Raw genomic sequence first — 11,096 nt, forward strand, 5'->3', positions numbered from 1 at the left:
AAGTCCTCAGCCCTTCATTCCAAAGGCAGCCAAGCTCAAGTGGTCGGCAATCGGGCCCAGCGCCAGGGTCGGCAAAAAGGTCAGCCCGCCCACCAGCAAAATGGTCATGGTCAGCAGCGTGACGAACAGCGGACCGTGGGTCGGGAAGCTGTTCTGGCCGATCGGCGCGGTCTTTTTCAGCGCCAGGCTGCCAGCCAGGGCCAGCACCGGCAGGATGTAACCGAAGCGGCCGATCAACATGCCCAGGCCCAGCATCAGGTTATGGAACGGGGTATTGGCGCCCAGGCCGGCGAAGGCCGAACCGTTATTGGCGCTGGCCGAGGTGTAGGCGTACAGCAACTGGCTGAAACCATGGGCACCGGGGTTACTCACCGCTGCCACCGGCCCCGGCAGGCTCGCGGCGATAGCACTCAGTACCAGCACGCCGACCGGCATCACCATCAGCGTCACCACCAGCAACTGCACTTCCTTGGCCTGCAGCTTCTTGCCCAGGTATTCCGGGGTGCGCCCGATCATCAGGCCGGCGAGGAACACCGCGATCAGCACGTTCAGCAACATGCCGTAAAGGCCCGCGCCGACGCCGCCGAAGATCACTTCGCCGACCATCATGTTGATCAGCGCGACCATGCCGCTCAGCGGGCTGAGGCTGTCATGCATGCCGTTGACCGAACCGTTGGAGGCCGCGGTGGTGGTCACCGACCAGAGCACGGTGGCGGTGGTCCCGAAGCGTGCCTCCTTGCCCTCGAGCGGCGCGGTCTGCTCGACCGCGACATTGTTCAGGGTCGGGTTGGGCTGGTACTCGGCCCACAGCGAAGTCGCACCGCCAATCAGGAACAGCGCGAGCATGCAGGCGATGATCGCCCGGCTCTGGCGCAGGTCCTTGACGTAGTGGCCGAAGGTGAACACCAGGGCTACCGGGATCAGGATGATCGAGGCCACCTCGAACAGGTTGCTCCAGGCCGTCGGGTTCTCGAACGGATGCGCCGAGTTGACGCCGAAGAAGCCCCCGCCGTTGGTACCCAGTTGCTTGATGGCGATCTGGCTGGCGGCCGGGCCCAGTGGAATCACCTGATCGGCGCCTTGCAGGGTCACGGCGTGGACATACTGGGCGAAGGTTTGCGGTACGCCCTGCCAGACCAGGAACAATGCCAGCAGCAGGCACAGCGGCAGCAGGCCGTAGAGGGTGGCGCGGGTCATGTCGACCCAGAAGTTGCCCAGGGTCCGCGCCGAGCGCCGGCCGATGCCGCGGCACAGGGCAACCAGCACGGCCAGGCCGGTGGCGGCGCTGACAAAGTTCTGCACGGTCAGGCCGATCATCTGACTCAGGTAGCTCAACGAGGCTTCACCGCTGTAGGACTGCCAGTTGGTGTTGGTCATGAAGCTGACCGTGGTGTTGAAGGCCAGCGTCCACTCCTGCCCCGGCAGGTTCTGCGGGTTGAGCGGCAAATAGTCCTGGAACAGCAGAATCGTGAACAGCACCAGGAAGCCGGCCAGGTTGAACGCAAGCAAGGCCAGGGCGTATTTCTGCCAGCTCTGTTCGCTCTGCGCATCGACGCCCGAGAGCCGATAACAGGTGCGCTCCACCGGCCCCAATAGCGGTGTCAGCCAGGTGCGCTGGCCCTCCATCACCTTGTAGTAGAACCGCCCCAGAAAAGGCGCGGGCAGCAGCACCAAGGCAAAGAAGCCGAGGATCAGCCAATAGTCATAACTGTGCATAGCCGCTCCTAGTTCCGATCCGCGCGCAACAGCGCAACCAGTAGATAGATGAACAGCCCCACTGCCAGCAGCAGGGACACCCCGTCCAGAACGCTCATGGAATCTCTCCGTCGTACGGCAATCGCCGCGTGTGGGGCATTGTCCGCAGGGAGGCTGTAAAGGAACGAGATCGAGGCCGTGGGCGGTACATAAAGAAAGCGTAAAGATAGGCTTTACGCGGGATTTACAACGGCAATCGGCGTGGCCTGGAGGATCGGGTAGCCCATCGCGAGCCGCCCGGCTGCAATGAGAGACACGATGCATAGGGAAACATGCGGGCCGCCGCCCTCCTCTGTTGCACGACTGTGCACCAATCCAGACGCCTTCAGCCCCGAAACAACTGAAAACATCCTCGATACGACAGCTTCTGGCGCTTTACGACGCCCGTTTTCGCTCTGGCATGAGCGGTGCAGTGAGCAGCCCGAGCACTTCTTTCCGTTTCGGGAGCCACGCATGAACACACAACTCAAACCAACGCTGGGCACGCTGCATTTATGGGGGATCGCGGTCGGGCTGGTGATCTCCGGGGAATACTTCGGCTGGAGTTATGGCTGGGGTGTCGCCGGCACCCTGGGCTTTCTGCTGACCTCGCTGATGGTCGCGGCCATGTACACCTGTTTCATCTTCAGCTTCACCGAGCTGACCACCGCCATTCCCCATGCCGGCGGACCCTTTGCCTACAGCCGCCGGGCCTTCGGTGAAAAAGGCGGGCTGATCGCCGGACTGGCGACCCTGATCGAATTCGTCTTCGCGCCACCGGCCATTGCCCTGGCGATCGGTGCCTACCTGAATGTGCAGTTCCCGGCCCTGGACCCGAAGCATGCGGCGGTCGGTGCCTATATCGTGTTCATGGGGCTGAATATTCTCGGGGTCAAACTCGCCGCCACCTTCGAGCTGGTGGTCTGCGTACTGGCGGTGGCGGAACTGCTGGTGTTCATGGGCGTGGTCGCGCCGGCGTTCAGCTTCAGCAATTTCGCCCTCAACGGCTGGGCGGGCTCGGACACCTTCGGCGCGCCGGCGATTGCCGGGATGTTCGCGGCGATTCCATTCGCCATCTGGTTCTTCCTCGCCATCGAAGGCGCAGCCATGGCCGCCGAGGAAGCCAAGGACCCGAAACGCACCATCCCCAAGGCTTACATCAGCGGCATTCTGACCCTGGTGCTGCTGGCCATGGGTGTGATGTTCTTCGCTGGCGGCGTGGGCGACTGGCGCGCCCTGTCGAACATCAACGACCCGCTGCCCCAGGCAATGAAAGCCGTGGTCGGGGACAACTCCGGCTGGCTGCATATGCTGGTATGGATCGGCCTGTTCGGCCTGGTGGCGAGCTTCCACGGCATCATTCTTGGCTACTCGCGGCAGTTCTTCGCCCTCGCCCGCGCCGGCTATCTGCCGGCGTCGCTGGCCAAGTTGTCGCGCTTCCAGACGCCACATCGCGCCATCATCGCCGGCGGCCTGATCGGCATCGCCGCCATCTACAGCGATGGCCTGATCAACCTGGGCGGCATGACCCTGACCGCGGCGATGATCACCATGGCCGTTTTCGGCGCCATCGTGATGTACATCATGAGCATGCTCAGTCTGTTCAAGCTGCGCAGGGTCGAGCCGCACCTGGAACGCACCTTCCGCGCCCCGGGCTACCCGCTGGTCCCGGCCATTGCCCTGGCACTGGCCGTGGTCTGCCTGGTGGCCATGGCCTGGTTCAACAGCCTGATCGGCCTGATCTTCCTCGGTTTCATGGCCGCCGGTTTCGTCTACTTCCAACTGACCGCACAACTGCGTGCCAATGCGCCGGCGGATGCGATGCTGACCGGGCTCTGAGTGAGTAGCATGTCTCTGTAATTGGCTTGCGTAGCCACATGGAAGATTGATGCAAGAGAGGTTACCGGGGCAGATCAGGCCTACAATGGAACCACTGCGAAACGCTGTAACTCGAAGTGGTATGGCAGCTTGACGGGCGAAACTCCTCGCCCGCCGGTATGCCCTCAAGGAGAGCCCTATGCCCTGGTATGCCTGGTTGATTCTGATCGTTGCAATCGGCTCGATCGTTGGCGGTTTGATGATGTTGCGCGACACCGCCAACAAGGTGGAACTGACCGATGAGCAACGCAAGCGCGTTGCTGAGCGCAACGCGGAAGCGGACGCCAAGGACGCGCAGGACCGCTGACTGGATAACCCGATCGAACAGCCCCGCCCTTCACACAATGGCGGGGCTTTTTATTTCCTCAGCGGCATTATTTCTCCCAGGCAGCCTTGGCGATATGCAGGCCATGCAAACCTTTGTAGGCAGCCCGCTCTGGCTGGCTCCAGCCTTCGAGCAATGCTTCGTCGAGCCGATAGATTTCCACGCCCAACGGCCGACAGACACTGAGTGGATCCTGAGCCTCCGGCCCCCACATGGGTAGCGACAGGTCGCCGCCCGGGCAGGTCGACAGCGCACACAACAGATCGATTTCGGCAAAGAACTCCAGGTAATCGCCCTTCTGCGCAGGACAGGCCTTCATGAAATACATGTCGTCATGATTGAGGCCTGTGCATTGGAAGATATTCAGCACATCGTGCACATCGAACTCGGTCAGGCCGTGGGGCAGGACTGCACGTGTCAGGTTGGAGTGGCAATGGTGATGGAAGTCCTCCCCGGTGAGCATGCGGTTCACGTAGGGGTCGCAGCGTGTGCCGAGCAGGTCGTGCAAGCGCCCGCCATGTTCGTCGATACCGTAACCGGCCAGGCTGTCATCGGTGATGGTCACCAGTGGCCGCAGGAACGGCAGGTTCGACCACAGCCGGTCATGGGTACTGACATGCGCGCCCTGCAACTGTCGGGTACGCGCCGCCCACAAACGCTCTCGCGGATCGTTGGCATTCCAGACGTTGAAGTCCCCGACCTGCGGGCCAGCCGGCGTGGTCACCCGGAACACGTGCCCAGCCGGCACATGCCAGGCGCGCCCGGTGCGGATCGGCACCTCGAATTGCTCGATCAAGGTGCGTTGGTCCTTGCTGTCGCGGACCCGCTCATAAAAAGCCGTGTCCACCTGCAGGGCCGAGCCTTTGCTGACCTGATATGCCGCGGGATAGTCTTTGTACATGGTTGAAACCCTCGATCAGTGGTGGGAAGAGTGGCTAAGGATGTCGAGCAACAGCCGTTCGGAATCGTCCAGGTAAACCGCCAGGGTCTCGCCGACGGCCTGCTTGTCGCCATCGGCGAGCAAGTCATGGATCTGCCGGTCCCGGGCCAGCCAGGGCGACTGGAAACGCTGCTCGTCAGGGGCGGCACAGAACACCAGGCGCAGCTGCGCCACGACGTTGGTGAAGAACTCGTCGAACAAGGGGCTGCGCATCAGCCCGACGATGTGTTGATGAAACGCCAGGCTGTGAGTGCCCACCGAGCGCCAGTCCTCGCGCTCGCGGGCGAGTTCGCTGGCCTCGATAGCCTCGAGCATTCGATCGGACTGGTAGTCGCGCAACGGTTTGCTGGAGGCAATGGCCTGTAACTCCAGGGTACGACGCACCTGGAACAGGTCACGCACCTCATCAATCCCCAACTGTCGCACCGTGACGCCTTTGTTGCGTGCGTAGCGGGTCAGGCCTTCCTGCCCCAGACGATGCAAGGCCTCGCGGATGGTGTTGCGCGAGGCGTTGTAGGCGGACACCAGATCGCCTTCCACCAGGGCCATGCCCGGCAACAGGCGACCGCCGATGATATCGGCACGTAACTCCAGGGTTATCTGGTCAGCCAGGGACAATACGTTGCTCATGAATATCGCCTTGCGATTGTTGAACAATCCATGGACATCCAATAATCACTATTCATGCCAACTGATACTGGGCTCACCGGCAAACCATGTGGACTTGCCCCTACAAAACCGGACACCAACTCCCCGTTAAATTGATGCTGGCGCCAAGCGCCTGAACTCCCTCGGTGAACGGTAATTCAAGGCGCTGTGCGGATGCTGCTCGTTGTAATGCTCGAAGGCAATTGCCAAGTTACGCAACGCCGTTTCTCGATCCGGCTTGGGCATGTGCGCCACGTAGTCACGCTTGATCGTCTTCACGAAGCTCTCGGCCATGCCGTTGCTCTGCGGGCTGCGCACCGGGGTGGTCACCGGCTGCAAGCCGATCTGTCGAGCAAACAGGCGTGTCTGTTCGGCGGTGTACGCCGAGCCGTTGTCGCTTAGCCATTGCACCGGCGTGACGGGCAGTTGATCACCAAAGCGCTTCTCCACGCTTTCCAGCATCAAGTCGCGGATATCATCGCCGCTGTACCCGGTCGGGCTCGCGACCCAGCCGATGGCCTCGCGATCACAGCAGTCCAGGGCGAAGGTCACGCTCAGTTTGGCCCCGTCCTCGCAGCGGAACTCAAAGCCGTCCGAGCACCAACGCGTATCGCTGGTTTTCACCGCAATACGGCCTTCGTGCCGACGCGGCACGCCGGGCTGTTTGAGTCGACGTTCCAACAGCAAGTTGTGATCACGCATGACCCGGTAAACTCGTTTCACGTTGATCGCCGGCAGCGACTGGGTTTCACGGGCGCGACGCAGCAATCCCCAGACACGACGGTAGCCATAGCTGGGAAGCTCGCTGACCTGTTGCTGGATTTCGACCACCAGCGCAGCATCGTCCACAGGCCTACTTCGCCGTACTTTGGGCGATACCGATTGCTTGATTCGAACCGTTAATTGCGAGCGCGCCACACCGAGACATTCGCTGACCAGCTTCACTGGTCGTCCCCCGGCAACAAGGGTGAGTGCGCAATCCATTTTCGCGACCGGGCGATCTCCACGGCCTCTTTGAGGATTTCGGCTTCCATCGTTTTCTTGCCCAGCATCCGTTGCAGTTCACGGATCTGCTTGAGCGCATCGCTCAGCTCGGAGGCAGGCACCACGGCTTCGCCAGCACTGACCGCCGACAGGCTGCCGTCCTGATACAGCTTGCGCCACAAGAACAGCTGATTGGCATTGATGCCGTTGCGCCGAGCGACGACCGACACACTTTGTCCTGGCTCAAGGCTCTCGCGAACCATGGCCAGCTTTTGCTCTGGGCTCCAGCGGCGCCGCCGCTCCTGGCCCAAAAGCTCCCCACTCTTATCGTTGCTGTTAGTCATAAACATAACCGTTTGCCTATCCCTTATCGTAAGGGGGAAACAGTGTCCTGTCTTTCATGGGGCTCGTTCACCATGACTTTCTAGTCATTCAGTGGGGAAAATGAGGTTTCTGGGGTTAAAAGTGCAATCCCCCTCCCTTCAACCTTGGGTAAGATGACTCCCTAGCTGTGGAGACTTCCCCGATGCGTTACTCGCAAGACCATAAAGCCCAAACCCATCAACGCATCATCAAGGAAGCCGCCGAGCGCTTTCGGCGCGACGGCATCGGCGCGACAGGCCTGCAACCGCTGATGAAAGCCCTGGGCCTGACCCATGGCGGTTTTTACTCGCATTTCAAATCCAAGGACGATCTGGTCGAAAAAGCCCTGCAGGCCGCGGCCGCAGAACTCGATGCCCACTGCACCACACTGTTTGCCCAGCAACAGCCACTGCAGGCCTTTATCGACAGCTACCTGTCCGAGTGGCATCAGACCTCTCCCGGTCAAGGCTGCCCGCTGCCCACCATGTCTTCGGAACTGGGCCTGCGCGGGCAAGCCAGCCCCACCACCGATGCGGTGCTCAATGCCCGACTCGCGCAGGTAGAGGCCAATCTCGAGGGAGAAAATGCCGCCGACCAGAGCCTGGTGATCATGTCGACCCTGGTCGGGGCCCTGGTGCTGTCACGCAGTGTCGAGAACCCCGACCTGGCCAAACGGATACTGGAGGTAACACGCGAGCATCTGAAAAAGCAGGATGGGCAGGCGGAGTGAACCGCACCACCCTCCGGCCTCGACACGGTTATTTGTAGCGAGCAGCCGCGCTGCTTTTCGACAGGTTGGGCCCCAGGGCAAAACGCGCAGCCACGAAGGCGTCCCAATCAGCCGAGTCGGGTAGCGAGGGGATGGTGATCAACTCACCCTGGTCAAAACCGGCCAGAGCCGCATCCACCATCTCGGTGGCGTCCATAACCATTTCGGCTGGAATCCCCTGGGCGTCTATACCCGAGCGTTCCCAGATCTCAGTGCGGGTTACCCCGGGCAATACCGCCTGGACCTGCACGCCTTTACCGTCCAGTTCCGCAGCAAGCGACTGAGTCAGGCTCAGGACATAGGCCTTGGTCGCACTGTAGGTCGCATTAAAACGCTCGGGAATCAGCGCCACCACCGAAGCGATATTGATGATCGCCCCTCTTCCCGCTGCCGAGAAGCTGGCGGCAGCAGCGGCAGCCAGACGAGTGACCGCGATCACATTGAGCTGGATCATCGCCTCTAACTGATCCGCATCGGCAACGGCCAGGCTTCCGTCGGCAGCGATACCGGCATTATTCAGCAACAGACTGATACTCGAGTCGGAACGCAATCGCTGCTCGACCTTCAACACATCGGCCTTGAGCGTCAGATCGGCTTTCAACACTTCAACCTGCACCTTGTGCTCGGCCCGCAGCCGGGTAGCCGCGGTTTGCAGGCGCTGCTCATCTCGTGCAACTAGCAACAGATCGTAACCACGAGCGGCCAACCGCTCGGCATAAACCGCACCGATGCCAGATGAAGCACCGGTGACAAGTGCCAGCCCCTTGGGGGAAATCGAGTTCATAACGGCTCTCCAGAAAAGTGCTTGAGTAGGGAAAGAGAAGGAATTGATACGCTGCTTGGGAAGCGGTTTGATTATAGTCATAATTCAATAAAATATTACGATCGTAATTCTATCGAAGCGATAGACAACATTGAATGGCGCAATCCTGCTTATGGTGTTTTGCGTACTAGAGCCCGAAAAACACAAGGCCGATCACTGATCGGCCTTGTGCATGAATTGAAGCGTCAGTTGACCTTCAATTTTTCCCGGTTGCTTTCCAGAATCGCCTTGCCGATGCCCTTGACCTCGAGCAGTTCGTCCACCGAGGTAAAAGGTCCATTGCTCTCACGATATTTAACGATCGCTTGCGCCTTGACCGCACCAATGCCGGACAGCTCACGCTGCAAGGCCGCTGCATCGGCGGTGTTCAGATCGATCTTGCTCGCTTGCTCCGAAGAAGCCACCTGCGCCACTGCCGGAGCCTTGGCCTCGGTATTGACCGCTGGTGCTGCGTAGGTAATGGAAGAAAGACTGGCCATCAGAGCGAAGACCAGAGAGGGGAAATAAGCGATACGCATAAGTGACACTCCATCACATCGATTAGGAAAAGCAGCTTTTCCAAAGCTGCTCTCCAAACCTAGGCGGTGCCACGGGCAAGTCAAAAGTGACTGGGTTACAACGTATGTAAGCTCAGGGTTCGAGGCGACGCTGCTGGTAAATCCAGTCGACAATATCGCCATCCGGGGTGTAACCGCTGACAGTCTCGCGCAGCAGTTGCCGAACCCTGGAATAGTCATCCTGCTCAACGGCCGCCAGTAATTCCGCCAGCTTGGCTTTCAGCAAGTCCCAAGGCAGATGATCCTCACTGGCGCTCATGATCATCGGGTGCTGAGTGGCAGAAACGTTGTCGCCAATCAGTAACTCTTCGTAAAGCTTTTCGCCCGGGCGCAAGCCCGTGAACTCGATGGCGATGTCGCCCTGGGGGTTCCTCTCCGAACGAATACTCAACCCAGAGAGGTGAATCATCTTCTCGGCCAGCTCGACAATCCTCACCGGCTCACCCATGTCCAACACAAACACATCGCCGCCCTGCCCCATGGAACCGGCCTGAATCACCAGTTGCGCCGCCTCGGGGATGGTCATGAAGTAACGGGTGATCTTCGGATGGGTAACGGTCAGTGGACCACCAGATTTGATCTGGCTGTGGAACAACGGAATTACCGAGCCTGAAGACCCCAGCACATTGCCAAAACGCACCATGGTGAAACGGGTTTTGTTGACACGCGATACGTTGGCCTTGTCGCCGAACAGAACCGGTGCGATTTCACGACTTAGAGCCTGTAGGGTCAATTCAGCGAGACGCTTGGTGCTCCCCATCACATTGGTTGGGCGTACCGCCTTGTCGGTGGAAATCAGCACAAAGTTGGCCACGCCGGCCTGTAATGCAGCCTGAGCAGTGTTGAGCGTACCCATCACATTATTCAGGACGCCTTCGGAAATATTGTGCTCGACCATCGGCACATGCTTGTAGGCCGCCGCGTGATAGACCGTATCGACATTCCAGGTCTTCATCACATCCAGCAGCTTATGCGGATTGCGGATCGAGCCAAGAATAGGCAGCAACCGAACAGGCGACGACTCGCGGGAGAGACGCTGTTCGAGTTCCGACAGGATGTTGTAGAGATTGAACTCACTGTGATCGAACAACAGGAGCGTGGTCGGTCCCAACGAAAAGATCTGCCGGCAGAGCTCGGCCCCGATCGAACCGCCTGCGCCGGTCACCAGAACCGTCTTGCCCTTGATACAACGGGCCAGCAGGTCAGGCTGAGCAGGTACAGCATCGCGCCCTAGCAAGTCTGCAATATCGACTTCCTGAATATCGTCGACCTTCACACGCCCGCTGGCCAGGTCGGTGAAATTCGGAACACTGCGCACATGGAGCGGAAAACCCTCAAGCAGATTGAGAATTTCCCGGCGCCGCGCACGAGTCGACGACGGCAATGCCAAGAGAATTTCCTGAGCGCCGGTTACCTCAATCATCTGTTGGATGTGCTTGGGCTTGTAAACCTGCAGGCCAGCAATGGAGCGATCCGCAATACTCGGATCATCATCGACAAAAGCCACGGGACGCATTACTCGCCCCATGCGCAGCGCCGCAACCAGCTGGTTGCCTGCAACGCCAGCACCATAAATGGCGACCTTGGTCAGCCCGTCATCGCGATTGGTAAACGGCACGTGTTGGGCTGCGGTGAACCAGTCGCCCATGAAATACTGGCGCATGCAGAGACGTAGGCCGCCGATGATGACGAGGCTTAACCACCAGTAGTTGAAGATGATGGAGCGAGGGACTACGGCCGAGTGGTTGCTGTACCAATAGACAATGACTGCCAAAATGAGTGATGAAAGACTGACAGCCTTGATGATGGCAATAAGCGCATCATTACCAAAATAGCGCATGACGGCCCGGTACATACCAAAACGGATGAAAAGTGGAATTGCAACGAGAGGAGCGCAGAGGAACAGCCAGAGATGTATTTTTAAGGGGTTGACCATCTCATCAATGCCTAGCCGTACTATAAACGCCAACCAGAGCGCAACCCAAACCAGGACAATGTCTGCAAAGACCTGAATCAGCCTTTTTTGTCTGCGAGGTAGGCCTAGCAAAAAAACACGTATTTTATCCATATACCTC

Annotated in this window: 11 protein-coding genes; 3 read left to right on the top strand and 8 right to left on the bottom strand. The window is 59.5% G+C overall.

All coding sequences use genetic code 11. The features are described 5' to 3' along the window. Window positions 1-6: 6 nt before the first annotated feature. Together kdpA and kdpF are read right to left on the bottom strand one after the other, a co-directional pair. Window positions 7-1,716, bottom strand: a complete 1,710-nt coding sequence (gene kdpA / locus H0I86_RS21820; protein ID WP_180922153.1) for a potassium-transporting ATPase subunit KdpA — start codon at window positions 1,714-1,716, stop codon at window positions 7-9. Between the two features lie 8 nt (window positions 1,717-1,724). Next, window positions 1,725-1,814, bottom strand: a complete 90-nt coding sequence (gene kdpF / locus H0I86_RS21825) for a K(+)-transporting ATPase subunit F (RefSeq protein ID WP_007899818.1) — start codon at window positions 1,812-1,814, stop codon at window positions 1,725-1,727. A gap of 394 nt (window positions 1,815-2,208) precedes the next feature. On the opposite strand from kdpF, the gene eat reads away from it, so the two are divergent. Together eat and H0I86_RS21835 are read left to right on the top strand one after the other, a co-directional pair. After that, window positions 2,209-3,573, top strand: a complete 1,365-nt coding sequence (eat, locus tag H0I86_RS21830; protein WP_180922154.1) for an ethanolamine permease — start codon at window positions 2,209-2,211, stop codon at window positions 3,571-3,573. A 178-nt stretch (window positions 3,574-3,751) separates the two neighbouring features. Then, window positions 3,752-3,919, top strand: a complete 168-nt coding sequence (locus tag H0I86_RS21835) for a DUF2897 family protein (RefSeq protein WP_009050155.1) — start codon at window positions 3,752-3,754, stop codon at window positions 3,917-3,919. Window positions 3,920-3,986: 67 nt separating this feature from the next. Here the strand turns inward: H0I86_RS21835 and H0I86_RS21840 are convergent, their stop codons facing one another. The 3 genes from H0I86_RS21840 to H0I86_RS21850 form a co-directional block, all read right to left on the bottom strand. Continuing rightward, entirely contained in the window at window positions 3,987-4,838 is an 852-nt protein-coding gene (locus H0I86_RS21840; RefSeq protein ID WP_081360182.1) for an urea carboxylase-associated family protein, read from the bottom strand. 15 nt (window positions 4,839-4,853) lie between these two features. After that, complete coding sequence (locus tag H0I86_RS21845) at window positions 4,854-5,507, bottom strand: GntR family transcriptional regulator (RefSeq protein WP_180922155.1); 654 nt, start codon at window positions 5,505-5,507, stop codon at window positions 4,854-4,856. Window positions 5,508-5,633: 126 nt separating this feature from the next. Next, window positions 5,634-6,853 (bottom strand): IS3 family transposase gene (locus H0I86_RS21850; RefSeq protein WP_373369362.1). Its coding sequence is split into 2 segments (ribosomal slippage): window positions 5,634-6,508 and window positions 6,508-6,853, totalling 1,221 coding nucleotides; the frame shifts between segments, so codons are not numbered across the junction. Between the two features lie 182 nt (window positions 6,854-7,035). Between H0I86_RS21850 and H0I86_RS21855 the strand changes: the two genes are divergently transcribed. Next, window positions 7,036-7,602: a TetR/AcrR family transcriptional regulator gene (locus H0I86_RS21855; RefSeq protein WP_180922156.1), complete on the top strand. Its 567-nt coding sequence runs from the start codon at window positions 7,036-7,038 to the stop codon at window positions 7,600-7,602. A 28-nt stretch (window positions 7,603-7,630) separates the two neighbouring features. Here the strand turns inward: H0I86_RS21855 and H0I86_RS21860 are convergent, their stop codons facing one another. The 3 genes from H0I86_RS21860 to H0I86_RS21870 form a co-directional block, all read right to left on the bottom strand. Next, window positions 7,631-8,425, bottom strand: a complete 795-nt coding sequence (locus tag H0I86_RS21860; RefSeq protein WP_023966338.1) for an SDR family NAD(P)-dependent oxidoreductase — start codon at window positions 8,423-8,425, stop codon at window positions 7,631-7,633. Window positions 8,426-8,649: 224 nt separating this feature from the next. Continuing rightward, window positions 8,650-8,982 carry a ComEA family DNA-binding protein gene (locus H0I86_RS21865; RefSeq protein ID WP_180922157.1) on the bottom strand — a complete coding sequence of 111 codons (333 nt, stop codon included), beginning with the start codon at window positions 8,980-8,982 and terminating at the stop codon, window positions 8,650-8,652. A 112-nt stretch (window positions 8,983-9,094) separates the two neighbouring features. Then, window positions 9,095-11,089, bottom strand: a complete 1,995-nt coding sequence (locus H0I86_RS21870) for a polysaccharide biosynthesis protein (protein ID WP_180922158.1) — start codon at window positions 11,087-11,089, stop codon at window positions 9,095-9,097. Between the last annotated feature and the right edge of the window lie 7 nt (window positions 11,090-11,096).

This window comes from Pseudomonas chlororaphis subsp. aurantiaca, assembly GCF_013466605.1.
Taxonomy (GTDB): Bacteria; Pseudomonadota; Gammaproteobacteria; order Pseudomonadales; family Pseudomonadaceae; genus Aquipseudomonas; species Aquipseudomonas chlororaphis_I.

Bases quoted from the DNA above. Each gene is read 5' to 3' on its own strand.
- H0I86_RS21835 (WP_009050155.1), top strand. From the start codon at position 3,752: ATGCCCTGGTATGCCTGGTTGATTCTGATCGTTGCAATCGGCTCGATC.
- H0I86_RS21865 (WP_180922157.1), bottom strand. From the start codon at position 8,982: ATGCGTATCGCTTATTTCCCCTCTCTGGTCTTCGCTCTGATGGCCAGT.
- kdpA (WP_180922153.1), bottom strand. From the start codon at position 1,716: ATGCACAGTTATGACTATTGGCTGATCCTCGGCTTCTTTGCCTTGGTG.
- H0I86_RS21845 (WP_180922155.1), bottom strand. From the start codon at position 5,507: ATGAGCAACGTATTGTCCCTGGCTGACCAGATAACCCTGGAGTTACGT.
- H0I86_RS21860 (WP_023966338.1), bottom strand. From the start codon at position 8,425: ATGAACTCGATTTCCCCCAAGGGGCTGGCACTTGTCACCGGTGCTTCA.
- H0I86_RS21855 (WP_180922156.1), top strand. From the start codon at position 7,036: ATGCGTTACTCGCAAGACCATAAAGCCCAAACCCATCAACGCATCATC.
- H0I86_RS21870 (WP_180922158.1), bottom strand. From the start codon at position 11,089: ATGGATAAAATACGTGTTTTTTTGCTAGGCCTACCTCGCAGACAAAAA.
- H0I86_RS21840 (WP_081360182.1), bottom strand. From the start codon at position 4,838: ATGTACAAAGACTATCCCGCGGCATATCAGGTCAGCAAAGGCTCGGCC.
- eat (WP_180922154.1), top strand. From the start codon at position 2,209: ATGAACACACAACTCAAACCAACGCTGGGCACGCTGCATTTATGGGGG.
- kdpF (WP_007899818.1), bottom strand. From the start codon at position 1,814: ATGAGCGTTCTGGACGGGGTGTCCCTGCTGCTGGCAGTGGGGCTGTTC.